At 59.2% G+C, this 24,496-nt stretch carries 25 protein-coding genes; 20 read left to right on the forward strand and 5 right to left on the reverse strand.

The window, feature by feature from the left end; genetic code table 11:
- Positions 1-29: 29 nt before the first annotated feature.
- The 5 genes from rpmE to KIG99_RS16510 all read right to left on the reverse strand — a co-directional run bounded on the left by rpmE (position 30) and on the right by KIG99_RS16510 (position 4,814).
- Entirely contained in the window at positions 30-251 is a 222-nt protein-coding gene (gene rpmE, locus KIG99_RS16490; RefSeq protein ID WP_226461133.1) for a 50S ribosomal protein L31, read from the reverse strand.
- A gap of 114 nt (positions 252-365) precedes the next feature.
- Complete coding sequence (gene rho / locus KIG99_RS16495; protein ID WP_226443021.1) at positions 366-1,625, reverse strand: transcription termination factor Rho; 1,260 nt, start codon at positions 1,623-1,625, stop codon at positions 366-368.
- Between the two features lie 157 nt (positions 1,626-1,782).
- The gene (gene trxA / locus KIG99_RS16500; protein ID WP_226443022.1) at positions 1,783-2,109 is read right to left on the reverse strand and encodes a thioredoxin TrxA; all 327 of its coding nucleotides are present in this window, start codon (positions 2,107-2,109) and stop codon (positions 1,783-1,785) included.
- 105 nt (positions 2,110-2,214) lie between these two features.
- A complete protein-coding gene (locus KIG99_RS16505) occupies positions 2,215-2,817 on the reverse strand; it encodes a response regulator transcription factor (protein ID WP_226461134.1) in 603 nt (200 codons plus the stop codon).
- Entirely contained in the window at positions 2,814-4,814 is a 2,001-nt protein-coding gene (locus tag KIG99_RS16510; RefSeq protein ID WP_226461135.1) for an ATP-binding protein, read from the reverse strand. The genes KIG99_RS16505 and KIG99_RS16510 overlap by 4 nt, the downstream gene beginning before the upstream one ends.
- 124 nt (positions 4,815-4,938) lie before the next feature.
- Between KIG99_RS16510 and KIG99_RS16515 the strand changes: the two genes are divergently transcribed.
- The 20 genes from KIG99_RS16515 (at position 4,939) to KIG99_RS16610 (ending at position 24,492) form a co-directional block, all read left to right on the forward strand.
- Positions 4,939-6,288, forward strand: a complete 1,350-nt coding sequence (locus KIG99_RS16515; RefSeq protein WP_226461136.1) for a dicarboxylate/amino acid:cation symporter — start codon at positions 4,939-4,941, stop codon at positions 6,286-6,288.
- Between the two features lie 162 nt (positions 6,289-6,450).
- On the forward strand, positions 6,451-7,455 hold the full coding sequence (locus KIG99_RS16520) for a TRAP transporter substrate-binding protein (protein ID WP_226461137.1): 1,005 nt from the start codon (positions 6,451-6,453) through the stop codon (positions 7,453-7,455).
- Positions 7,456-7,515: 60 nt separating this feature from the next.
- Positions 7,516-8,298 (forward strand): TRAP transporter small permease, encoded by a 783-nt coding sequence (locus tag KIG99_RS16525; protein ID WP_404817890.1) that lies wholly within the window; start codon positions 7,516-7,518, stop codon positions 8,296-8,298.
- Positions 8,295-9,578, forward strand: coding sequence for a TRAP transporter large permease (locus tag KIG99_RS16530; protein ID WP_226461138.1), 1,284 nt, complete (start codon positions 8,295-8,297; stop codon positions 9,576-9,578). The genes KIG99_RS16525 and KIG99_RS16530 overlap by 4 nt, the downstream gene beginning before the upstream one ends.
- Positions 9,579-9,692: 114 nt before the next feature.
- A complete protein-coding gene (locus KIG99_RS16535) occupies positions 9,693-10,379 on the forward strand; it encodes a hypothetical protein (RefSeq protein ID WP_226461139.1) in 687 nt (228 codons plus the stop codon).
- 71 nt (positions 10,380-10,450) lie between these two features.
- Positions 10,451-10,879: a nucleoside-diphosphate kinase gene (gene ndk / locus KIG99_RS16540; protein ID WP_226443029.1), complete on the forward strand. Its 429-nt coding sequence runs from the start codon at positions 10,451-10,453 to the stop codon at positions 10,877-10,879.
- Positions 10,880-10,942: 63 nt separating this feature from the next.
- Entirely contained in the window at positions 10,943-12,034 is a 1,092-nt protein-coding gene (gene rlmN, locus KIG99_RS16545) for a 23S rRNA (adenine(2503)-C(2))-methyltransferase RlmN (RefSeq protein ID WP_226461140.1), read from the forward strand.
- Positions 12,031-12,825, forward strand: a complete 795-nt coding sequence (gene pilW / locus KIG99_RS16550) for a type IV pilus biogenesis/stability protein PilW (protein WP_226461141.1) — start codon at positions 12,031-12,033, stop codon at positions 12,823-12,825. Before rlmN ends, pilW begins: the two co-directional genes overlap by 4 nt.
- A complete protein-coding gene (locus tag KIG99_RS16555; protein WP_226461142.1) occupies positions 12,825-13,742 on the forward strand; it encodes a helix-turn-helix domain-containing protein in 918 nt (305 codons plus the stop codon). The genes pilW and KIG99_RS16555 overlap by 1 nt, the downstream gene beginning before the upstream one ends.
- A gap of 3 nt (positions 13,743-13,745) precedes the next feature.
- Positions 13,746-14,975, forward strand: a complete 1,230-nt coding sequence (ispG, locus tag KIG99_RS16560) for a flavodoxin-dependent (E)-4-hydroxy-3-methylbut-2-enyl-diphosphate synthase (RefSeq protein ID WP_226461143.1) — start codon at positions 13,746-13,748, stop codon at positions 14,973-14,975.
- Positions 14,972-16,270 (forward strand): histidine--tRNA ligase, encoded by a 1,299-nt coding sequence (gene hisS / locus KIG99_RS16565; RefSeq protein WP_226461144.1) that lies wholly within the window; start codon positions 14,972-14,974, stop codon positions 16,268-16,270. Before ispG ends, hisS begins: the two co-directional genes overlap by 4 nt.
- Before the next feature lie 4 nt (positions 16,271-16,274).
- Positions 16,275-16,913 carry a YfgM family protein gene (locus KIG99_RS16570; RefSeq protein WP_226461145.1) on the forward strand — a complete coding sequence of 213 codons (639 nt, stop codon included), beginning with the start codon at positions 16,275-16,277 and terminating at the stop codon, positions 16,911-16,913.
- Entirely contained in the window at positions 16,913-18,067 is a 1,155-nt protein-coding gene (gene bamB / locus KIG99_RS16575) for an outer membrane protein assembly factor BamB (RefSeq protein ID WP_226461146.1), read from the forward strand. The genes KIG99_RS16570 and bamB overlap by 1 nt, the downstream gene beginning before the upstream one ends.
- Positions 18,064-19,395, forward strand: coding sequence for a ribosome biogenesis GTPase Der (gene der, locus KIG99_RS16580; protein WP_226461147.1), 1,332 nt, complete (start codon positions 18,064-18,066; stop codon positions 19,393-19,395). Before bamB ends, der begins: the two co-directional genes overlap by 4 nt.
- 77 nt (positions 19,396-19,472) lie before the next feature.
- The gene (gene hfq, locus KIG99_RS16585) at positions 19,473-19,709 is read left to right on the forward strand and encodes an RNA chaperone Hfq (RefSeq protein ID WP_011288708.1); all 237 of its coding nucleotides are present in this window, start codon (positions 19,473-19,475) and stop codon (positions 19,707-19,709) included.
- A gap of 63 nt (positions 19,710-19,772) precedes the next feature.
- The gene (gene hflX, locus KIG99_RS16590) at positions 19,773-20,927 is read left to right on the forward strand and encodes a GTPase HflX (RefSeq protein WP_226461148.1); all 1,155 of its coding nucleotides are present in this window, start codon (positions 19,773-19,775) and stop codon (positions 20,925-20,927) included.
- 37 nt (positions 20,928-20,964) lie between these two features.
- Entirely contained in the window at positions 20,965-22,272 is a 1,308-nt protein-coding gene (gene hflK, locus KIG99_RS16595; RefSeq protein ID WP_226461149.1) for an FtsH protease activity modulator HflK, read from the forward strand.
- Positions 22,272-23,159, forward strand: coding sequence for a protease modulator HflC (gene hflC / locus KIG99_RS16600; protein ID WP_226461150.1), 888 nt, complete (start codon positions 22,272-22,274; stop codon positions 23,157-23,159). The genes hflK and hflC overlap by 1 nt, the downstream gene beginning before the upstream one ends.
- Entirely contained in the window at positions 23,156-23,341 is a 186-nt protein-coding gene (locus KIG99_RS16605; protein ID WP_226443041.1) for a DUF2065 domain-containing protein, read from the forward strand. Before hflC ends, KIG99_RS16605 begins: the two co-directional genes overlap by 4 nt.
- A complete protein-coding gene (locus KIG99_RS16610; protein ID WP_226461151.1) occupies positions 23,338-24,492 on the forward strand; it encodes an ATP phosphoribosyltransferase regulatory subunit in 1,155 nt (384 codons plus the stop codon). Before KIG99_RS16605 ends, KIG99_RS16610 begins: the two co-directional genes overlap by 4 nt.
- The last annotated feature ends 4 nt before the right edge of the window (positions 24,493-24,496 follow it).

Raw genomic sequence — 24,496 nt, forward strand, 5'->3', positions numbered from 1 at the left:
GCTGCCCTTTTTTGTGCGATTCAGCCAGATCAGGCAGAAGCCTTGCCGCGCATGGCGCCGAACTTCTGGTTGAACTTTTCAACGCGACCAGCGGTGTCGACGATCTTTTGCTTGCCGGTGTAGAACGGGTGGCAGAGCGAGCAGACTTCAACATGAAGGGCTTTCTTCATGGTCGACTTGGTGGTGAAGGTGCTGCCACAGGAGCAGGTTACCTGGATTTCGTTGTAATCGGGATGGATGTCGGCTTTCACTTTGTGTCCTTTCGTTATGCGACCGGCGGATGTGGCCGACCTGGAAAACGCGTGATTATCCTCGAATAATCACGCGCTTGCAATACTAAATGCCTGTTTTTCCTGGCGGTCTGTTTAGCCGCGACGCATTGCGTCAAAAAATTCCTGGTTGCCCTTGGTCGATTTGACCTTGTCGAGCAGGAATTCCATGGCTTCGAGATCGTCCATCGGATAGCAGAGCTTGCGCAGGACCCACATCTTCTGCAGGACGTCCGGCTTGAGCAGCAACTCTTCGCGGCGGGTGCCGGAACGGTTGACGTTGATCGCCGGGTACATGCGCTTCTCGGCCATGCGGCGGTCGAGATGGATTTCCGAATTGCCCGTACCCTTGAATTCTTCGTAGATCACTTCGTCCATGCGCGAGCCGGTGTCGATCAGCGCCGTGGCGAGAATGGTCAGCGAGCCGCCTTCCTCGATGTTGCGCGCGGCGCCGAAGAAGCGCTTCGGTTTCTGCAGGGCGTTGGCATCGACACCGCCGGTCAGCACCTTGCCGGAAGCCGGCTGCACGGTGTTGTAGGCGCGCGCGAGGCGGGTGATCGAATCGAGCAGGATGACGACATCCTTCTTGTGTTCGACCAGGCGCTTGGCTTTTTCGATGACCATTTCGGCGACGGCAACGTGGCGCGAGGCCGGTTCGTCGAAGGTCGAGGCAACGACTTCGCCCTTGACGGTGCGGGTCATTTCGGTCACTTCTTCCGGGCGCTCGTCGATCAGCAGCACGATGAGAATCACTTCCGGATGGTTGGCCGTGATGGCGTGCGCGATGTTCTGCAGCATCACCGTCTTGCCGGTCTTCGGCGGGGCGACGATCAGGCCGCGCTGGCCGCAGCCGATCGGGGCGATCATGTCGATGACGCGGCTGGTGATGTTTTCTTCGGACTTGATCTCGCGTTCAAGCTTGAGATGGCGCGTCGGGTGCAACGGCGTCAGGTTCTCGAACATGATCTTGTTCTTGTTGGCTTCCGGCGGGAAACCATTGATGCGGTCGAGCTTGGTCAGGGCGACGTAGCGTTCGCCGTCTTTCGGCGTGCGGATCTCGCCTTCGATGGTGTCGCCGGTGCGCAGGTTGAAGCGGCGTACTTGCGATGGCGAGACGTAGATGTCGTCGGGGTTGGCCAGGTAGGAGGTGTCCGGCGAGCGGAGGAAGCCGAAGCCGTCCTGCAGAACCTCAAGCGTGCCATCGCCGTAGATGGTGACGCCTTTCTTGGCTTCATTCTTGAGAATGGCGTAAATCAGTTCTTGCTTACGCATCCGGTTGGCGTTCTCGATGCCGGCTTCGGTGGCCATGTCGAGCAGCTTGCTGACGTGATGCGTCTTGAGTTCGGAAAGTTGCATGTGTGGGTATACGTGGCGCCAGAATGGGGGCCGGACAAAAGAAGCCGGAACCAGGGCGCAGATTTAAATACTTGAGGAGGGGAGGACGTCAGGCAGTGTGCCTGCTACGTCGGCCTGAAGACGCAGAACGCATCTTCAGGCAGGGAGCGTACGGTGATTACAGGTTGCTGTCAATGAATGCGGCGAGCTGGCCCTTGGAGAGGGCGCCAACCTTGGTTGCTTCGACGTTGCCGTTCTTGAAGATCATCAGCGTCGGGATGCCGCGGATGCCGAACTTGGCCGGGGTGGCCTGGTTGTCGTCGATGTTGACCTTGGTGACCTTGAGCTTGCCAGCGTATTCGGCGGCAATTTCGTCGAGGATGGGGGCGATCATCTTGCAGGGGCCGCACCATTCTGCCCAGTAATCGACGAGAACCGGCTGCTGCGCCTGCAGCACTTCGGCTTCAAAGGTGTCGTCGGTGACGTAATGGATGTGCTCGCTCATGAATTGCCTCGTGAATGGAGTGAACCGGAGTGTCGGGAAACGGGTGCCGGAATGGCACTGGTATTGCGGCAAGATGCTAACGAAAAAAGGGGGCTTAGGGAAGGGTCAGCGGCCGGGTTTGAGCAAATTGGCCAATTCGACGGCGGTCTTCACCTGCATCTTGTCGAAAAGGTTGGCTCTATGCACTTCCACGGTGCGCATGCTGATGTTCAATTCGTCGGCAATGACCTTGTTGAATTTGCCGGCGAGCACCAGTTCCATGATCTGGCGTTCGCGGGTGGTCAGGCTGGAAAGTCGGGTATTCAGCGAGTCGACCGTTGCGCTGGCAACGCGCTGGCGGGCATCGAGCTCCATGGCTTCCTCGATGCGGGTCGCCAGTTCGTTGTCGTTGAGCGGCTTTTCGAAAAAATCGAAAGCCCCTTTTTTTAGCGTGCTGACCGCCAGCGGGACATCGCCATGGCCGGTCAGAAAAATGACCGGCAGGCTCGAGTTCTGCTCGCGCAATTTGTCGAAACAATCGAGGCCGCTCATGCCCGACATCCGCATGTCGAGTACGACACAGCCTGCCAGTTTGCTGTTCCAGGTGGCCAGGAAGTCTTCGGCACTGGCGTAGGTGGTGCAGGGGATGCCGCGTGACTGGAGGAGCCAGGAAAGGGCATCGCGAATTGCTTCGTCGTCGTCGACCAGGTGGGCTTGCGGCGTATTCATGCGGTTTCCAGGGGCAGGGTGAATGAGAATATCGTACCGCTTCCGGTGGGGGAGTTGGGGTTGTCCTCGGCCCAGAGTCGGCCTCGGTGGAATTCGATGATTGAGCGGCAGATCGACAGGCCAACCCCCATGCCTTCCGGCTTGGTGGTGAAAAAGGCGGTGAACAGTTTTTCCCGGATTTCGGGGGCGATGCCGCAGCCGTTGTCGGTAACACTTATTTTCAGTTCGGCATCGGCAATGCTGGTCTGAATATGCAAGCGGCGATAGGCCTCGGGCGTGCTTGCCATGGCCTCCATGCCATTGCGGATCAGGTTGAGCAGCACCTGTTCGAGCATCAGGCGATCGGCCGGAATGGGAGGGAGCGGGGGCGTGTCGCAGTCGACCCTGACGTGGCGTTTGCGGGCGTCGGATTCGACGAAGCCGAGGCAGTCGTCGATGACTTCGGTTAGTTGGCAAGGAGCGCGTTTGGGCTCGCTTTTGCGCACAAAGTCGTGCACCCGGCGGATGATGCGACCGGCGCGCTGGGCCTGGACGCCAATTTTTTCCAGTGCAGGCCGGATTTCCTGCGGCGTGCAGTCCGGGCGTTCGAGCAGGTTGAGGCAGCCGCTGTTGTAACTGGCGATCGCAGCCAGTGGCTGGTTCAATTCGTGCGCCAGGGTTGAGGCCATTTCGCCCATGGTGACCAGACGCGAGGTGAATTGCAGCTGTTCCTGTTGCTGCCTGGCCAGTTCCTCGGCGTGTTTGCGTTCGGTGACGTCGAGTACGGAGGCCATCCAGCCAGTGTGCTGTCCCTTGCCATCGATCAGCTTGGCTTCATAGACCAGGGCATGGAAGCGTTCGCCGCTCTTGCGCATGAAAGTGATCTCGAAACCGTCGAGCGGCGCCTTGCCGGCCATGACTGACTGGTGGACGGCGAAGGTTTCATCGATTTGTTCGGGAATCCAGTAGGGCATTGGCGGCGTGCTGCCGACCAGTTCCTCGCTGGAAAAGCCCGTGATCTTGCAAAAGGCCGGGTTGACGTAAATCACCTTGCCGTTCAGGTCGCGGGCGCGCATGCCGACGGTCAGCGAGTCTTCCATGGCAGTCCGGAAGGCATGCTCGGCGCGCAGGGCCTCTTCGGCACGCGAGCGCTTCTTCATCAGGTCGCGGACGATCCACAGGCTCCATAAAACGCCGGCGGCCAGTGCGATGATGGCAATGGTGAGCAGGCGTTGCAGTTGATTGGTGTTGTTCTGGTAGCTGGTGATCCGCAGTTTGAGGCCGTAACCGGGGGGGTCGAAGAGTATTTCGTAGGTTTGGCTGCCGATGTCGTTAATCCGGGTTTTTGCCGCGTACTGGACTTCGTTGTCGTCGATGATGACTACCTTGTATTTCTCGGTGAACCACCAGGGAACCAGGTTGTTGAGCAGCGCTTCAAGCGGGTAGACGGCGACCAGCATGCCGGCGAATTGCTGCTCGTGGTAGATCGGAACGATGACCTCGACGAAGGCGCGGTTGTTTTCCAGGAAGAATGGTTCGCTGTAGACGAGCTTGCCCAGTCGGCGGGCCATTTCGAAAGCCTTTTCGGTCACCGGTGGGCCGAATGCCTCGATTTCATGCTCCGGTGGCGTCATGCTCGGCAATGCATCGATGATCTTGCGTTGCTTGTCGAACCAGAGTAGTTGCGAAATCTCGGGGTTGTTCTTGAGCAGGTGGCTGGCGCGCAGTTCGAAAGTGTGGCGCGGCTTTGGCAGCAGGGTCATGTCGACTGCCAGCTGCTGCAACTGCTCCTCGTTGCCATTCAGGTGAAACTGCAGGTTTTGCTCGAGCCATAGAACGTCCTTGATCAGGCCGGAACGCTCCTCGTCGACTTCATTGAGGTGCAGCAGCCAGAGCAGACTGAGCAGAGCAGTGACGAGCAGGATGATGCCGAACTTGGGTAGGGCGAGCAGCCAGCGGAGTTGGTGCGGGCTGGGGGTGCGGGGCTGGGCGGCGGGCGTCATGGGTAAATGGTACATCACGTTCTTTTGCGAATTGACATTGGGGGTATCCACAATTCGGATATCCACAATGGTCTGGATGTCTTCCTTTGGTAATACTCGTGAAAATTTCCAAAAAACCATTACAGAGGAGTCAATTCACGTGGTCAAAAAATCCGTATTCAAAAGCCTGTATTTCCAGGTGCTGGTAGCCATTGCACTCGGGGTAAGTCTCGGGCATTTCTATCCCGAGTCCGGCGCGGCCATGAAGCCGCTCGGCGATGGTTTCATCAAGCTGATCAAGATGATCATCGCGCCGATCATCTTCTGCACCATCGTCGTCGGTATTGCCGGCATGGAAGACATGAAGAAGGTTGGCAAGACCGGCGGCCTGGCTGTGCTTTACTTCGAGGTGGTGAGCACGATCGCGCTGATCATCGGCCTCATTGTCGTCAATGTATGGGCGCCGGGTGTCGGCATGAACGTTGATATTTCGACGCTCGATACCAAGGGTATTGCCAAGTATGCCGAGCCGGGCAAGATGCAATCGACAGTTGATTTCCTGTTGAACATCATCCCGACCAGTGTCGTTGACGCTTTCGCCAAGGGCGACATGCTGCAGGTGCTGTTCTTCTCCATTCTCTTCGGTTACGCCATGCATGCCTTCGGTGAGCGCGGCAAGCCGGTCTTCGAACTGATCGAAAAGCTGTCGCATGTGTTGTTCGGTATCGTCGGCGTGATCATGAAGGTCGCTCCGATCGGCGCCTTTGGCGCGATGGCCTACACTATCGGCAAGCATGGCGTCGGTAGCCTGACGCAACTGGCCAGTCTGATGGGTGCCTTCTACCTGACCTGCGTGATTTTCATTTTGGGTGTGTTGGGCAGCATTGCAGCGGTCCACGGCTTTTCCATCATCAAATTGATCAAGTACATCAAGGAAGAGCTCTTCCTGGTGCTTGGTACGTCGTCTTCAGAGTCGGCGTTGCCCCGTCTGATGGCCAAGATGGAAAACGCAGGTGCCCAGAAGTCGGTGGTAGGTCTGGTTGTGCCGACTGGTTACTCCTTCAATCTTGACGGTACCTCGATCTACCTGACCATGGCTGCCGTGTTCATCGCGCAGGCGACCAATACGCCGCTCGATCTGGAACACCAGATTACCTTGCTGGTCATTTTGTTGCTGACCTCCAAGGGTGCGGCGGGGGTTACCGGCAGCGGCTTCATCGTGCTGGCAGCGACGCTGTCTGCCGTTGGTACCGTTCCTGTGGCCGGTTTGGCACTGATTCTCGGGATCGATCGTTTCATGTCGGAAGCGCGTGCATTGACCAACTTCATCGGTAACAGCGTTGCGACGCTGGTGGTGGCGAAGTGGTGCAATGCACTTGATTCTGCCAAGCTGACTGCCGTGCTCAATGGTGAAACGCAGGACGAGGCCGACTTCCCCGAGATGGTGCTTGACGATGCGCAGGATCCGCCGATTCCGCACAGTCCCCGCCCCATCGTTGAACATCACTGATCTTCCGAACTCCCGGAACGCTCCAACCGCCAGCTAGTCTGGCGGTTTTTTTTATTGGGGCGCACTATGTGGATAACCACAATACGCGGCGGTTTACTATTTCGTAATAATTTCACCCAGTCGCAATTTTTTTCTGCGATTCCATTTCTGGAGGAGAAAATAATGAAAGTATCCAAGCTTCTGGTTGGTCTGCTGGCCGGTGCCCTGTCTCTGGCTGCCTATGCGCAGCAGCCGATTGTCATCAAGTTCAGTCACGTTGTTGCTGCCGATACGCCCAAGGGCAAGGCGGCCGAGATGTTTGCCAAGAAGGCTGCCGAATTGACCAAGGGTCGGGTCAAGGTCGAGGTTTATGCCAACTCGACGCTGTACAAGGACAAGGAAGAAATGGAAGCGCTGCAACTGGGCGCGGTTCAGATGCTCGCGCCGTCGCTGGCCAAGTTCGGTCCGCTGGGTGTCAAGGAGTTCGAAGTGTTCGACCTGCCGTTCATCTTTAGCGATTACGATGCACTGCGCAAGGTGACCAATGGTCCGGTCGGCAAGCAACTGCTGACCAAGCTCGAGCCCAAGGGGATTCGTGGTCTGGGTTACTGGGACAACGGCTTCAAGTCCTTCTCGGCGAACACGCCGATTACGACACCGGCCGACCTCAAGGGCAAGAAAATGCGCATCCAGTCGTCCAAGGTGCTCGAAGAGCAAATGCGTTCGCTTGGCTCCCTGCCCCAGGTGATGGCTTTCTCTGAGGTTTATCAGGCCTTGCAGACCGGCGTGGTCGACGGTACAGAAAACCCGATTTCCAACCTCTATACGCAGAAAATGCATGAAGTCCAGAAGCATCTGACCCTGACCCAGCACGGCTATCTTGGTTACGCCGTGATCGTTAACAAGAAGTTCTGGGATGGCTTGCCGGATGATGTGCGCAAGCAGCTTGATGATGCGATGGAGCAGGCGACCCGTTACGCCAACCAGATCGCCAAGGTCGAGAATGACAGTGCTCTGGATGCGGTGAAGAAGAGCGGCAAGACTACCGTACACGTACCGACCCCGGCTGAGCGCCTTGCCTTCAAGAAGGCCCTGGTGCCGGTGCATCAGAAGATGGAAGGGCGCGTTGGCAAGGAAACGATCCAGGCAGTCTACCGGGACACCGGTTTCAAGCCGGATAGCCTTTAATTCGCCAGTGAAATAAAAAGATCGGGGGCTGCGGCCCCTGGATCACAGCAGGGGACACTTATGCTGAACAAAGCACTAAATCACCTAGAAGAGTTGTTGGTGACTTTCCTCATGGGAGCGGCCACCCTCATCATCTTCATCGCGGTCATGCACCGCTATTTGGCTGGGGTGGAAATTCCCGGCCTTCAGGACTGGTTGCTCACCCTCAATTTCGGTTGGACCCAGGAGCTCTGCATCATCATGTTCGTCTGGATGGCCAAATTCGGCGCAGCCTACGGCGTGCGTACCGGCATCCACGTCGGGGTCGATGTGCTGATCAATCGTCTCGATGATGGTATGCGGAGCAAGTTCATTGTTTTCGGTTTGCTCGCTGGCGCCTTGTTTACCGGCGTCGTGGCGACGCTGGGGGCGCATTTCGTCTGGGAAAACGGCGCGCATTACGCCATCTTCCAGTTCCTCGGGCTGGATACTGGCGACAACTACGAAGGGCCGACGACGCCTGATCTCGAGTGGCCGACCTGGATCGTCTACAGCGCCATTCCGCTCGGTTCTTCGCTGATGTCCTTCCGCTTCCTGCAGGTGACCTGGAGTTTCCTGAGGACCGGTGAGTTGCCGCATCATGATCATGGGCATGTCGATGGATTGGATGAGGAAACGCCGCCGGTCGATGTCAATCTTTACGGCATGGATGACAACCTGCACATGCACGATCTGAAGCATCCCCTGGTGGGTGAGCGTCGGACTGGTGGCGAGCGCCGGGAGCAGGGGGGCGATGTGCCGACTGATGAAGAGCATCGCCATGGTGAGCGGCGTGGCGGCAACGGTAAAGGAGAGGCGCAATGAACGCCCTGGTAATTTTCAGCCTGTTGGCAGTATTGATGCTGACCGGCATGCCGATCTCGATTTCGCTCGGCCTGACCGTGTTGACCTTCCTGTTCACGATGACCCAGGTGCCGCTCGAATCGGTGGCCCTGAAGCTGTTTACCGGTATCGAGAAGTTCGAGATCATGGCGATTCCCTTCTTCATCCTGGCCGGGAATTTCCTGACCCATGGCGGGGTGGCGAAGCGGATGATCAATTTCGCCACGTCGATGGTCGGCCACTGGTACGGTGGTCTCGGTCTGGCTGGTGTGCTGGCCTGTGCGTTGTTTGCTGCCGTTTCGGGCTCCAGTCCGGCGACGGTCGTGGCAATCGGCTCAATCCTGTTGCCGGCGATGGTCAAGGCAGGCTTTCCGAACAAGTTCGGGGCGGGCGTCATCGCCACCTCGGGGGCGCTCGGTATCCTGATCCCGCCGTCCATCGTCATGGTGATGTACTCGGTGGCGACCAATACTTCGGTCGGCGCCCTGTTCATGGCCGGTGTCATTCCGGGTTTGGCGTTGGCTGGTGTGCTCGGTGGTGTGACCTGGTACCGCGCCAAGAAGTACGACTATCCGCGCCAGCCGAAGGCGACCTGGGGTGAGCGCTGGAAGGCCTTCCGGGCTTCCGTCTGGGGTTTGCTGCTGATTGTCGTCGTGATGGGCGGGATCTATTCCGGCATCTTCACCCCGACCGAAGCAGCGGCGATGTCAGCGGTCTACGCCTTTATCTGTGCCGTTTTCATCTATCGCGACCTCGGCCTCAAGGATGTGCCGAAGGTGTTGCTCAACTCGGCCAACATGTCGGCGATGCTGCTCTACATCATCACCAATGCCGTGCTGTTCTCCTTCATCATGACCAACGAGAACATCCCGCAGGCGCTGGCTGACTGGATGCTGGGCAATGGATTAGGGATGATCACCTTCCTGCTGGCGGTGAACGTCATCCTGCTGCTGGCCGGAAATTTCATGGAGCCGTCGTCGATCGTGCTGATCTTCGCGCCTATCCTCTTCCCGGTGGCGGTGGCGCTCGGTATCCATCCGGTGCATTTCGGCATCCTGATGGTGGTGAACATGGAAGTCGGCATGTGCCATCCGCCGGTCGGCCTCAATCTCTATGTCGCCTCGGGTATCACCAAGATGGGCATCACCGAACTGACCATCGCGGTCTGGCCGTGGTTGCTCTCGATGCTGGGCTTCCTGGTGGTGGTGACTTATTGGCCTGAGTTGTCGCTCTGGCTGCCGCGGACGCTGGGCATGATCTGATCGTCGTTTCCTGTCAGGCAAAAAAGGCCGCCTTCCGGCATTGTCGGAAGGCGGCCTTTCTGTTTCCGCGGGGTGGCTGTGGCACAATCGCCTTCTTTTTGCACCGGTGCCCTCATGAAATTTGCCCTGTCGCTGATTGCCTTCGTTATTGCGGCGCTGATCCTGCCCTTCCTTTTGCCTGGCCTGGGCAAGCAGGAGGGCGTCGATCCGAACAGCAATCTGCCCTGGCAGATCACGCTCGACGGGCAGGGCGGGAGCTCGGTGTTCGGCCTGCAGCCCGGAGTCAGCACGCTGGCCGATGTGCGTCGCCACCTGGGTGACATGATCGAGGTGGCGATCATTGCCCAGCCGGATGAAGAGGGGGCGCTCGAAGGTTATTACTCGCAGGTGCCGCTTGGTTTTGTCCTGGCCAAGGTGATCGTGACGGTCGACGTTCCGAAAGAGGCGATTTTGGCCATGCGCGAGCGCGCGCTCAAGGCGAAGCACATGGAGAGCACGACGCGCAAAATCACCCTGCATCCGGATGATCTGGCGTTGGCCGAGCAGATGCGGGTCAAGGCGATCAGTGTCATTCCGACGGTCAATCTTGACGAAGCGACGGTCGTTCAGCGTTTTGGCCAGCCAGCCGAGCGTCTGGTCGTTTCGGAAAAGCGGGCGCATTTGCTCTATCCGCAGCAAGGCCTGGATGTGCTGGTCGATGGCGATGGCAAGGAACTGCTGCAATATGTCGCGCCGCGCAACTTTGCCACGCTGGCCGAGCCCCTGCGCGCGAGCGAGGCGGCAAAAGCCGCGGTGCAGTGAGGCGGGCGTTCGCATCGCTATTCTGCTAAAATTGCCCGTTTTTCAACTGTCTAGCTTTGCGGAGCAATCATATGGCTATCGAACGCACCCTCTCCATCATCAAACCCGACGCTGTTGCCAAGAACGTTATCGGCAAGATCTACTCCCGTTTTGAAACCAACGGTCTGAAGATCGTTGCCTCCAAGATGGCCTGGTTGTCGCCGCAGGAAGCCGGTCAGTTCTACGGCGTGCACAAGGAACGTCCTTTCTTCAAGGATCTGGTTTCCTTCATGATTTCCGGCCCGGTGATGATCCAGGTCCTGGAAGGCGAAAACGCCATTGCCAAGAATCGCGAACTGATGGGCGCGACCGATCCGAAGAAGGCCGACGCTGGTACCATCCGCGCTGACTTCGCCGAATCGATCGATGCCAATGCCGTGCACGGCTCTGATGCCCCGGAAACCGCCGCTGTTGAAATCGGTTTCTTCTTCCCGGGCATGAACGTCTACGCTGGTCGCTAAGAACAGCTACTAGGATCCGGGGTCGGGCTGTTGTTTGAAGCTCGATCCTGCGTCCTGAATCCTATGCAAAACCTACTTGATCTCGATGGCGAAAGCCTGACTGCCTGGTTCGCCGAACAGGGTGAAAAGCCCTTCCGCGCCCGCCAGGTGTTGCGCTGGATTCATCGTTCCGGCGTGGCGGATTTTGACGCCATGACCGATATTGCCAAGAGCTTGCGCGAGAAGCTCAAGCAGCGCGCCATCGTGTCGCCGCCGGCGGTCGTTTCCGACAAGTTGTCGGATGACGGAACGCGCAAATTCCTGATTGACGTCGGCAACGGCAATGCCGTCGAAACGGTGTTCATTCCCGAGGACGATCGCGGCACGCTGTGCATTTCGACGCAGGCCGGCTGTGCGCTTGACTGCGCCTTTTGCTCGACCGGCAAGCAAGGTTTCAACCGCAATCTGACGGTTGCGGAAATCATTGGTCAGCTTTGGCAGGCCAATCACGCACTCGGTGCGGTCCACGGCGACGAACGGGTTATTTCCAACGTCGTGCTGATGGGCATGGGCGAACCGCTTGCCAATTTCGAAAATTCCGTTGCCGCCTTGAAGCTGATGCTCGACGACAACGCTTACGGTCTGTCGCGACGCCGCGTCACCGTTTCAACCTCCGGCCTGGTGCCGGTCATGGATCGCCTGGGCGATGAGTGCCCGGTTGCCCTGGCTGTCTCGCTGCATGCGCCGAACGACAAGTTGCGTGACCAGATCGTGCCGATCAACCAGAAGTATCCGTTGAAAGAACTGATGGCTGCCTGTCAGCGCTATCTGGGCAAGGCGCCGCGCGATTTCATTACTTTCGAGTACATCATGCTCGACGGTATCAATGACAGCGATGCGCATGCCCGTGAGTTGCTGGCGCTGGTCAAGCAGGTGCATTGCAAGTTCAATCTGATTCCCTTCAATCCCTTCCCCGGGTCGCCGTTCCGCCGTTCGCCGGCCGAGCGGGTGCGGCGCTTTGCCGACATCCTGATGGGGGCGGGTATCGTCACCACGACGCGCAAGACCCGTGGTGATGATATCGATGCAGCCTGCGGCCAGTTGGCCGGTCAGGTCATGGACAAGACCAAACGTACTGCCGGGCGGGTGATTCCGCTCAAGGAGACCAGGTCATGAAGCGTGTTGTGTTGAAAAGCCGGATTCTCGGTGTTCTTCTCGGGGTGTTCTGCGTTTTGCCGGTTTGGGGGCAGATTTACGATAGTCAGCCGACCAGCCGCAACCAGAACTCCGGTGACCCGCGAAATCGCGCCAAGATTCATACCGAGTTGGGGGCCATGTATTTTCAGAGTGGGCACATGGCGGCAGCGCTGGATGAGCTTGGTGTCGCCATCAAGGCTGACTCGGGGTTTGTGTCAGCTTACAGTGTGCGCGGTCTGGTCTATACGCAACTGCGTGATTACACCAAGGCCGAGGAAGATTTTCGTTATGCGCTGAACCTCGCGCCGAATGATCCCGAGGTCAATAACAACTATGGCTGGTATCTCTGCGAAACAGGCAAGGAGCGCCAGTCCATTGCCTATTTCTTGCAGGCACTGAAAAACCCGCTCTATGAAACCCCTGATCGGGCTTATGCGAATGCAGGTACCTGTGCCTTGAAGGCGGGGGATATTCAGGGTGCAGAAGGCTATTTGCTGAATGCCCTGCGTTTTGCCCGTGATGGTGCTCCGGGGACGCGTCTGCAACTGGCCCGTCTGTTTTTCCAGCGCGGCATCAATGAAGAGGCGCGTGTCTATCTGAGCGAGGCGCTCAAACAGATGGAGCCTCCGACATCTGAAGCGCTTTGGCTGGGTATGCGGATCGAGCGCAAACTGGGTAATCGTTCTGCTGAGAGTGGTTACGCTGCGCAATTGCGGAGTCGCTATCCGACATCGGATGAGTATCAGGAATTCCTGAAGGGCAATTATTAATGAGTGAAGAGATGGATGTTGGCGAGCTTGCGGTGGAAGACTCCGGCCTGGATGTCTCGCCGGTCATGCCTGCAGTCGGCGCGCAGTTGCGTGCAGCACGCGAGGCGCGTGGTATCGCCCTGTCGGAAGTTGCTGCCACTTTGAAACTGGGTGTGCGCCAGCTTGAGGCGCTGGAACGTGGTGACTGGCAAGTCTTGCCGGGGGCAACCTTCGTGCGTGGCTTCGTTCGCAATTACGCCCGCTTCGTGCAAATCGATCCTCTCCCCTTGATGGCGCAGCTTGATGCGGTGCTCGAGAAGCCGGTCAGTCGCCTTGGTGAAGCGGATTCGCAGCAGACAGCGATGCCGCAGGGTGGGCCCGGAATTTCCCGGCGCGACCGGATGGTTGTGCTGAGCGGCGGTCTACTGGTGGTGTTTGCGGCGCTGGTATATTTCCTGTTGCCAAATGATCTTTCGGTCTGGCGTGATAACGTCCAGGAGTTGATCAATTCGCTGGCTCGCAAGGATGAGGCGGCGGCCCCCGTTGCGGCAGCCGAACCGGCATCGACCAGTGAACCGGTTTTTCCGCCCGGTACGACGCCGCAGCAGGTCATGAACCCGCAGGCCGAAACGCCTGCGGCCGATGCCGTTGTACCGCAAGCGGCAATGCCGGTCGCGGAAAAATCCTTGCAGGTAGCAGGGGCGCCGGATATGCGCTTTGTTTTTGAGAAGGAATCCTGGGTCGAAGTACGTGATCGTGACGGCAAAGTGATCTTTTCGCAGCGCGGCCAGGCAGTTTCGGAGCAGAGTGTTTCCGGTCAGGGGCCTTTCTCTCTGGTGGTCGGTTATGCGCCGGGGGTCAAGCTGTTCTGGCATGGCCAGACCGTCGATCTGGTGCCTTATACGCGTGGCGATGTCGCCCGGCTGGTTCTGGAGTAGTTTGTGAGTGCTGTTGAAAAACGTCTGACGCGCGCTTGTCGCGTTGGTCACGTCGAACTCGGTGGCAAGTCACCGGTCGTCGTGCAGTCGATGACCAATACCGATACCGCTGATTACCTGGCAACGGCCATCCAGTGTGCCGAGCTGGCGCGTGCCGGTTCGGAGTTGGTGCGCATCACCGTCAATTCGCCGGAAGCGGCGGCGGCTGTGCCGAAGGTGCGCGAGCATCTCGACCGGATGAACTGCAACGTGCCGCTGATCGGCGACTTTCATTACAACGGTCACCGCCTGCTCACCGAGCATCCGGCCTGTGCCGAGGCGCTGGCCAAGTACCGGATCAATCCCGGCAATGTCGGCTTCGGCAAGAAGAAAGACGAGCAGTTCGCGCAGATGGTCGAGTTGGCCTGTCGCTACGACAAACCGGTACGCATCGGCGTCAATTGGGGCAGTCTCGACCAGGAATTGCTGGCCCGCATCATGGACGAGAACAGTCGCAAGGCGGTGCCGCTGAATGCGGCCGAAATGATGCGCCATGCCATGGTCACCTCGGCGCTCGAGTCCGCGGCCAAGGCAGAAGAAGTTGGCTTGGCCGGTGAAAAGATCATCCTGTCGTGCAAGGTGTCGAGTGTGCAGGATTTGATCGCCATCTATCGCGAGCTGGCCAAGCGCGCCGATTATGCCCTGCATCTCGGGTTGACCGAGGCGGGCATGGGCTCCAAGGGGATCGTTGCATCGACGGCTGCCTTGTCCGTGCTGCTGCAGGAAGGCATTGGCGATACCATCCGCGTTTCGCTGACGCCGGAGCCCGGTGGCTCGCGCTCGCAGGAAGTGATCGTCGCCCAGGAAATCCTGCAGACCATGGGGCTGCGCGCTTTCACACCGATGGTTGCGGCCTGCCCGGGTTGTGGCCGGACGACCTCGACCTTTTTCCAGGAGCTGGCCGGCGAAGTGCAGGATTTCGTGCGCGCCAAGATGCCGGAATGGAAGCTGCAATACGATGGTGCCGAGAACATGACGCTGGCCGTCATGGGCTGCATCGTCAATGGTCCGGGCGAATCCAAGCACGCCAATATCGGCATTTCCCTGCCGGGTACCGGCGAGGCGCCGTCGGCACCGGTTTATGAGGACGGTCAGAAGACCGTCACGCTCAAGGGCGACAATATCGCCAATGAATTCAAGCAGATCATCGAGCGCTATGTGGCGCGTACCTACACCAAGAAACTGAAGTCATGAGTCAAACATTGCAAGCCGTGCGCGGGATGAACGACGTCCTGCCCGACGAAGCCGCCTTCTGGGAACTGTTCGAGGACACCATTCGTTCGTGGCTGAAGAGCTACGGTTATCGCCCGATCCGCATGCCCATCGTCGAACCGACGCCGCTCTTCAAGCGCGCCATCGGTGAAGTGACCGATATCGTCGAGAAGGAAATGTATTCCTTCGTCGACGGTTTGAACGGCGAGGCGCTGACCTTGCGTCCGGAAGGCACGGCCGGTTGTGTGCGTGCCGTCATCGAGCACAACCTGGCGGCGCGCCAGACGCAACGCCTGTACTACATGGGCCAGATGTTCCGGCATGAGCGGCCGCAGAAAGGGCGTTATCGCCAGTTCCACCAGGTCGGTGTCGAGTCTTTCGGGATTGCCGGGCCGGATATCGATGCCGAAATGATCCTGATGGGCGCCCGCCTGTGGAACGATCTTGGGCTCGATGGCATCGAGTTGCAGATCAACAGTCTTGGCCAGCCGGCCGAGCGTGCCCAGCACCGGGCGGCGCTGATCGCCTATTTCGAAGCCAGCGCCGAACTGCTCGACGAAGACGCCAAGCGTCGTCTGCACACCAATCCGCTGCGCATTCTCGATACCAAGAACCCGGCCATGCAGGAGCTGTGTGCTGCTGCGCCCAAGCTGATCGATTATCTCGGGGCCGAATCGCTGGCGCATTTCGAAGGCGTGCAGGCCATCCTGCGCGATGCCGGCATTCCGTTCAGGATCAACCCGCGCCTGGTGCGCGGCCTCGATTATTACAACCTGACCGTTTTCGAGTGGGTGACCGACAAGCTCGGTGCCCAGGGTACGGTCTGTGCCGGCGGTCGTTACGATGGTCTGGTCGAGCAGCTGGGCGGTAAACCGACGCCAGCCTGTGGTTTTGCCATGGGTGTCGAGCGTCTGATCGCGCTGATCAAGGATTCAGGCGGTGAGCCGGCAGCGCCGGCGCCGGATGTGTATCTCGTGCATCAGGGTGAAGCCGCGGCTCGTCTTGCCTTCCGTGTGGCCGAAGGCTTGCGCGACCAGGGGATTGATGTCCTCCTGCACTGCGGTGGTGGCAGTTTCAAGTCGCAAATGAAGAAGGCAGATGGCAGTGGTGCCGGCTTTGCCGTCATTATTGGCGATGACGAGGCGTCGACCGGTGAGGCGCAGCTCAAGTCATTGCGGGCCGAGGGTTCGGCGCAGCAGAAACTTAAGGTCGATGATCTGGCCGAAGCCATCATCGACCAATTGATTGATTCAGACGCAGACAGCGAAGAGGAATAAGCACATGGCGCATTTGGACCTCGAAGAGCAGGAACAGATTGATTCCCTGAAAACCTGGTGGAAGATGTACGGCAATCTTTTCACCTCGGTGGTGGTGGCTGCATCGATTGGCGCCATCGGCTGGCAGGGCTGGAACTGGTATCAGCGCAGTCAGTCGGCGCAGGCTTCCGCCATCTATGGCGTGCTGGAACAGGCCGTGGCCATGCAGGATACGGCAAAGGTCAAGGCAGCCGCCGGCGAGTTGGCCGAGAAGTTCGGTCGCACCAGCTATGCCGGGCTCGGCGCCTTGCTGGCGGCCAAGCAGTCATTCGAGGCCGGTGACCTGAAAACGGCGCGCGCTCAGTTGAGCTGGGCTGCCGACAACGGCAAGGATGAGGTTCGTGATCTCGCCCGCCTGCGTCTGGTCGCCGTTCTGCTCGACGAGAAGGATTACGATGCCGCCCTGAAGCAACTGGAGGCGACTCCCGCCCCGGTCTTCGCTGCTCGCTTCCTCGAATCGAAGGGCGATGTCCTGACCGCTCAAGGCAAGAAGGGCGAAGCCCGTGCCGCCTACCAGGCGGCGCTCGACAAGGGCGAAGCCAAGGCTGGCCCGGCGCGTGAGCTGCTGCAGCAAAAGCTTGATAGCCTGGGGGAGGCCGCCTGATGTCGCGTCGCCTGCTTGCCCTCCTGCTTGCCGCCGGCCTGTCCGGTTGCGCCACGATTTCTGACGGGATTGACGCGATCAATCCGTTTTCCAGTTCCGGTCCGAAGATGGCGCCGCTGCAGCCGATCAAGGATGGCATCGATCTGCGTGTGCAGTGGTCGACTGGCGTAGGCAAGGCGGGCACTTACAGCTTCGTGCCGGCCATCGTCGACAAGTCGGTCTATGCCGCCGCCCGCGATGGAACGGTCTACAAGCTGGAAGGGGGCAAAACTGTCTGGAAGATCGATGCCGGTCAGCCCCTGTCGGCCGGCGTGGGTGCCAATTCCCGTCTGGTGGTGGTCGGCACGGAGAAGGGCGATGTTCTGGCGTTCTCCGCGGCAGATGGCAAGCCGCTCTGGCAGGCCAGGGTCTCCAGCGAGGTGCTGGCTGCACCGACGGTGGGCGATGACGGTGTCGCCGTAAAGAGCGGTGACAATCGCGTCTTCCTTTTTGACAGTGCCGATGGCGGTCGCAAGTGGGTTTACCAGCGTTCGACACCGACCTTGTCGGTACGCAGCGCCGGTTCGCCGGTTTTTGCCGACAGCTATGTGTTCGTCGGTTTCCCCGGCGGCAAACTGGTCGCACTCAGCCTGCAGAATGGCGCGCCGGTCTGGGAGGGCGCTGTTGCCTTGCCGAAGGGCGCCACCGAACTCGACCGGGTGGCCGATGTCGTTGCGCCGCCGGCGATTGACGGGCGCCAGGTTTGTGCTGTTGCCTTCCAGGGGCGGGTTGCCTGTTTTGACCTCGGTCAGAGCGGTGCCCTGATCTGGTCGCGCGATATTTCGTCGGCGACCGGTGTGGCGCTCGACGGGCGCTACCTGTTCGTGACCGATGACAAGGGAGCCGTTTATGCACTTGATCGTCTTTCCGGCAGCAGTCTGTGGAAGCAGGACAAGCTCCTGAATCGGCGTGTTTCCGGCCCGGCCGTCTATCGCAGCAACGTCGTCGTTGCCGATGGCGAAGGTCTCGTGCACTTCCTTTCACGCGAAGATGGCAGCTTTGTCGGCCGTCAGAAAACCGATGGCACGCCAGTCCGTGCGCCGGTACAACAGCTTGGTTCCGGTTTCCTGGTACAGACCAGTGGCGGCAATCTGAGCGCTATAGAGGCCCAATGAAACCTACGCTAGTCCTGGTTGGCCGACCCAATGTCGGTAAATCCACGCTTTTCAATCGCCTGACCAAGTCGCGTGACGCGATCGTCGCCGATCTGCCGGGGCTGACCCGCGACCGTCATTACGGTCACGGCAAGCTCGGGCGCAAGCCTTACCTGGTGGTCGATACCGGCGGTTTCGAACCGTTGATCAAGGAAGGCATCCTGCATGAAATGGCGCGTCAGACCGAGCAGGCGATTGCCGAAGCCGATGCCGTGATCTTCGTGGTTGACGGCCGTACCGGCCTGACGCCGCACGACAAGGAAATCGCCAACAAGCTGCGTCGTCTGGCGCGTCCGGTCATCGTAGCGGTCAACAAGGCCGAAGGCCTCAATTCCGGCATGGTCGAGGCTGATTTCCACGAGCTTGGACTGGGCGAACCGTATGCCATCTCCGCCGCGCATGGCGAAGGGGTGCGCGGTCTGGTCGATCTGGCGCTGGATACCTTCCCCGAGCCGGAGGAAGAAGAAACAAAGTCCGACGCCATTCGTGTCGCCATTGTCGGTCGGCCGAACGTCGGCAAGTCGACGATGATCAACACATTGCTCGGCGAAGAGCGGGTTATCGCCTTCGATGCGCCGGGCACGACGCGCGACTCGATCGAGATCGATTTCGAGCGGGGCGGCCGCAAGTATGTGCTCGTCGATACGGCCGGCATGCGCAAGCGCGGCAAGGTCTTCGAATCGATCGAGAAGTTTTCGGTGGTGAAGACCCTGCAGGCGATTGAAGACGCCCATGTCGTCATTCTGATGGTCGATGCGCAGGCCGATGTGTCCGAGCAGGACGCCCACATTGCCGATTTCATCGTGCAATCCGGACGCGCCCTGGTCGTTGCGGTCAACAAGTGGGACGGCCTCGATTCCTACACCCGTGAGCAGACCCGCCTGGTCCTGCAGCGCAAGCTGAAGTTCCTCGATTTTGCCAAGTTCCATTTCGTTTCGGCCAAGGAAAACATCGGTCTCGAGTCGGTCTTCCGCTCGGTCGATGCCGCCTTTGCCGCGGCCATGACCAAGATGTCGACGCCGCGTCTGGCTCGCGTCCTGGCCGATGCCGTCGCCCGCCAGGCGCCGCCCAAGCATGGCCTGTTCCGGCCGAAGCCGCGCTACGCCCACCAGGGCGGCTCGAATCCGCCGATCATCGTCATTCACGGCAATGCGGTTGACCAGATCAAGGACAGCTATCGTCGTTATCTGGAAAATACCTTCCGCGAAGCCTTCAAATTGCATGGAACTCCCTTGCGAATCCAGTTCGTGACCGCGAAAAACCCGTTTGCCGACAAAGATAAAAAGTAATCCGTAAATTCTTCGCCACGGCCAAGTAATTTTGGGTACATTAGGCACCTCATAACAACACACATGGAGTCCACACCATGAGCAACAAAGGGCAACTTTTACAAGACCCCTTCCTTAACGCTCTCCGTCGCGAGCACGTTCCCGTTTCGATTTACCTGGTCAACGGGATCAAATTGCAGGGCCAGGTTGAATCGTTCGACCAGTACGTTGTACTGCTCAAGAACACCGTGACCCAGATGGTGTACAAGCACGCAATTTCCACGGTGGTTCCGGCCCGTCCGGTTAACCTCCAGCAAGAACAGGCGGCGGAATAATTTTTCCCCGTCTTGTGGCCCGTGTTGCTCGCGGGCCTCTTTATTTAATTTCCGGAAACACCCATGAATGAACGACCCGCCGCCGGTGAACGTGCGGTGATCGTTCAGCTTGACTTCGGCCAGCCTGATTTGCAGGATCAGCTGGAAGAGGTCAGGCTGCTTGCCGAATCGGCGGGTGCTGTTGTTGTCGCCGAGGTTTTTGGCCCGCGTCACAGCCCGGATCCGAAGACTTTTGCCGGCAAAGGCAAAGTCCTGGAGATCGCTGCAGTATTGGCCGCCGGTGAGGCCGATCTGGTGATTTTCAATCACGAATTGTCACCGGCGCAGGAACGTAATCTCGAACGCGAACTCAAATGTCGCGTGATCGATCGCACCAGCCTGATTCTCGATATCTTCGCCCTGCGCGCTTCGAGCGCCGAGGGCAAGTTGCAGGTCGAACTGGCGCAGCTTGAACATTTGTCCACCCGACTGGTTCGCGGCTGGACTCACCTCGAGCGCCAGCGTGGTGGTATCGGCATGCGCGGTCCTGGTGAGAAACAGCTGGAAACCGACCGGCGTTTGCTTGGCAATCGCGTCAAGTTGTTGAAGGAGCGCCTGGAAAAGCTCTCCAGACAACGTAATGTGCAAAGAAAAGCCCGTTTGCGCGGTGATGTGCTCAGTGTCTCGCTGGTCGGTTACACCAATGCCGGCAAGTCTACGCTGTTCAATGCGCTGACTCATGCCGGCGTTTTTGCCGCCAACCAGTTGTTCGCCACCCTGGACACCACGTCGCGCAAGCTGTGGGTTGAAGGGGCCGGCAATATTGTCATTTCGGACACGGTCGGTTTTATCCGTGATTTGCCGCACTCGCTCGTGGATGCCTTTCATGCCACACTGGAGGCGGCAACCGACGCTGATCTGCTGCTGCATATAGTAGACAGCGCGAGCCATGCCCGTGATGAACAGATGTGTGAAGTAAACAAGGTGCTTGAAGAGATCGGCGCCCGTCAGGTACGGCAGGTCATCGTCTGGAACAAGATCGACCTGACCGAGGCCTCGCCGGGAGTCGAGCGGGACGAGTATGGTACTATCGCGCGCGTTCGCGTCAGTGCGCGGGCAGGAGACGGCCTGGATTTGTTGCGTGAATCCCTTGCCGAATTTGCCCGGGCCAAGGCCGAAAGTCGCCAGCGAGAGCTGGCGGCGGCAGAACGCGAAGCCCAACAAGATTACATAAGCTGATACCCCGACATCCATGATTCCGACCCTAGGTATATTTATGTCGCTCAACGACCCGCAGTGGGGCAACCGTGGTGGCAACGACGGTGACAAATCCGGTGGTGGCGACCCGCGTCGTCCCAATGACGGACCGCCCGATCTCGAAGAGTTGTGGCGCGATTTCAACCGCAAGCTCTCCGGCATGTTCGGCAAGAAAAATGGCGGCGGTGGTGGCAATGGCGGTGGAGATGGTCCGCGTCTGCCGCAATTCGATTTCAACCCGCGCTTCCTTGGTGGCGGTGTCGGTCTGCTCGGCGCCCTGGTTGCTGCCGTCTGGCTGGTTTCCGGCTTCTATATTGTCGATGCCTCGCAGCGCGGCATCGTGCTCCAGTTCGGCAGTTTCCATGAAACGACCGAGCCGGGCCTGCGCTGGCGTTTGCCGTATCCGGTCCAGTCGCATGAAATCGTCAATCTGAACGGTGTGCGTACCGTTGAAATCGGTTACCGCGGCAGCGAGCGCAACAAGGTGCTGAAAGAGGCACTGATGCTGACCGATGACGAAAACATCGTGAACATCCAGTTTGCCGTGCAGTACATCCTGAAGGATCCGGTCGAATATCTGTTCAACAATCGTTCGCCGGATGAAGCCGTGATGGGCGCTGCCGAAACGGCGGTGCGCGAGATTGTCGGCAAGAGCAAGATGGACTTCGTGCTCTATGAAGGTCGCGAGCAGATTGCGACTCAGGCTTCCAAGCTGATGCAGGACATTCTTGATCGCTACAAGAGCGGCATCCTGATTTCCAAGGTGACGATGCAGAATGCGCAGCCGCCGGAACAGGTGCAGGCGGCGTTCGACGATGCCGTCAAGGCCGGTCAGGATCGTGAACGGCAAAAGAATGAAGGCCAGGCTTACGCCAATGACGTCATTCCGAAGGCCAAGGGTACCGCCGCACGTTTGATGGAAGAAGCCAACGGTCACAAGCAGCGCGTCATTTCGACGGCGGAAGGTGATGCCTCGCGCTTCAAGCAGGTCCAGACCGAATACGCGAAGGCACCGGAAGTGACCCGTCAGCGCATGTATCTGGAAACCATGCAGCAGGTTTATTCGAATACCAGCAAGGTGCTGATCGATGCCAAAGGGCAGGGCAACCTGCTTTATCTGCCGCTCGACAAACTGATGCAGGCCACGGCAGCAACGGCTGCAGCCGCGGCCGAAACGCCGACTTCGATCCAGTCCGGCCGGCCGGCCGCACCGCTGTCGTCGGAGGTGCCGCCGCAGCTTGAGCAGGCACCCGCGGTCGGCGGCAAGTCGTATTCAGGTAGCTCGCGCGAAGGCTCGCTGAGCTCGCGTGATCGGGAGAGTCGTTGATGAGTCCGCGTATCAATTTGATCGGTGCCTTGATCGCCAGCGTGCTGGTGGTCGTTGCGATGTCGGTATTTACCGTTGATCAGCGTCAGTTTGCTGTCGTCTTCCAGCTGGGTGAGGTCAAGCAGGTGATCACCGAGCCGGGGATGAATTTCAAGATCCCGTTGATCCAGAATGTACGTTTCTTCGAGAAGCGCATCATCACGCTCGACAATGCCGAGCCGGAGCGTTTCATCACCTCCGAGAAGAAGAACGTGCTGGTCGACTCCTACATCAAGTGGCGCATCGTTGATCCTAAGCTCTATTACATTTCGGTCGGCGGCGACGAGTCGCGCGCCAAGACCCGTCTGAACCAGACGGTCAACGCCGGTTTGCGTGAAGAATTCGGCAAACGGACCGTGCATGATGTCGTGTCCGGCGAGCGTGACAAGATCATGGAGCAGATGCGCGAGAAGGCCGATGCCGATGCGCGCAAGATCGGTGTCCAGATCGTCGATGTCCGCGTCAAGCGTGTCGAATTGCCGAGCGAAGTCAGCGATGCCGTCTATCGCCGCATGGAAGCCGAGCGCAAGCGCGTTGCCAACGAACTGCGTTCGGAAGGTTCGGCCGAGGCGGAAAAGATTCGCGCCGATGCCGATCGTCAGCGTGAAATCATCATCGCCGACGCTTACCGCGATGCGCAGAAGATCAAGGGCGAAGGCGATGCCAAGGCCTCGGCGATCTATGCCGGTGCCTTCGGTCAGAGTCCCGAGTTCTATGCCTTCTACCGCAGTCTGGAAGCCTATCGCGGCAGCTTCAAGAACAAGGGCGACGTGATGGTGGTTGAACCCAACTCCGACTTCTTCAAGTACATGAAGAGTCTTGGACGCGGCGCCGACAAAGGCAAATGACCTCGACCCTGCTGCTGGCCTTCGCACTGATGCTGGTGCTCGAAGGCCTGATGCCCTTTATAGCCCCGGCGGCATGGCGTGAAACCTTTCGCCGCCTCATTCAATTTTCGGATGGACAGATCCGTTTCGTCGGCTTGACGTCGATGATCATCGGTCTGGTCCTGCTCATGGTCTTCGCATGAACTGGCTGTTACCTGAATACATCGCCGATGCCTTGCCGGCGGAAGCCGCTCGCATCGAGCAACTGCGCCGTACCGTCCTGGATCATTTCCGGGCCGGCGGTTTCGAATTTGTCATGCCGCCGATGCTGGAATACCTGGAGTCGCTGTTGACCGGCGCCGGCCAGGATCTGAACCTGCGCACCTTCAAGCTGGTCGATCAGCTTTCCGGCCGGACGATGGGCGTACGCGCCGACATCACGCCGCAGGCGGCGCGTATCGATGCGCACCTGCTCAATCACCAGGGCGTGACCCGTCTGTGCTATTGCGACAGCGTGCTGCACACCCTGCCGGCTTCCGTCTCGGCCGGGCGTGAGCCGCTGCAGATCGGTGCCGAGCTGTACGGTTTTGCCGGCATTGAGGCCGACCTGGCGATCATTCGCCTGATGGCCGGTGCCTTTGCCAAAATCAAGTTGCCGCTAAGCCGCGTCGACCTCGGCCATGTCGGCATCTTCCGGGCCCTGGCCGAAGCGGCCGGTCTGGCGCCGGATGCCGAAGAAAACGTGCTCAGCCTGCTGCGCGCCAAGGATGTGCCGGGCCTCGTCGAAGCCTGTGCCGGTGTCGCCTCGCCGTATCGCGAAGCCCTGCAGGCCCTGCCGCTGCTGTATGGCGGCGTTGACGTGCTGGTCCGGGCGCAGGCCGAACTGCCGGCCTTGCCGGCGATCACTGCGGCGCTCGACGGTTTGCGCCATCTTGTCGAAGCGGCGCCGGAACTGCCGTTCTCGATCGATCTTTCCGATTTGCGCGGCTATCACTATCACAATGGCGTGGTCTTCGCCGCCTACTGCCCGGATTATCCGGCCGCGATCGCGCTGGGCGGGCGTTACGACGGCGCTGGCAAGGCTTTCGGGCGGGCGCGTCCGGCCACCGGTTTCTCGATGGACCTGCGCGAAGTGGTGCGCCTGGTTGCGCCGGGCAAGGCGCAGGGCGCCATCCTGGCTGCCTGGGCCGGCCACGACAAGACGCTGGCCGGACTGATTGCCGCCTTGCGCGAGCAGGGCGAAATCGTTGTCGAACTTCTGCCCGGCGAAACGGCCTGTGAAGGTCCGCTCTGTGACCGCAAGCTGGTCCAGGTCGGCGGGCAATGGATTATTGAAGCAATACAAGAGGATTAATAAA

This window comes from Quatrionicoccus australiensis (assembly GCF_020510425.1).
GTDB lineage: Bacteria > Pseudomonadota > Gammaproteobacteria > Burkholderiales > Rhodocyclaceae > Azonexus > Azonexus australiensis_A.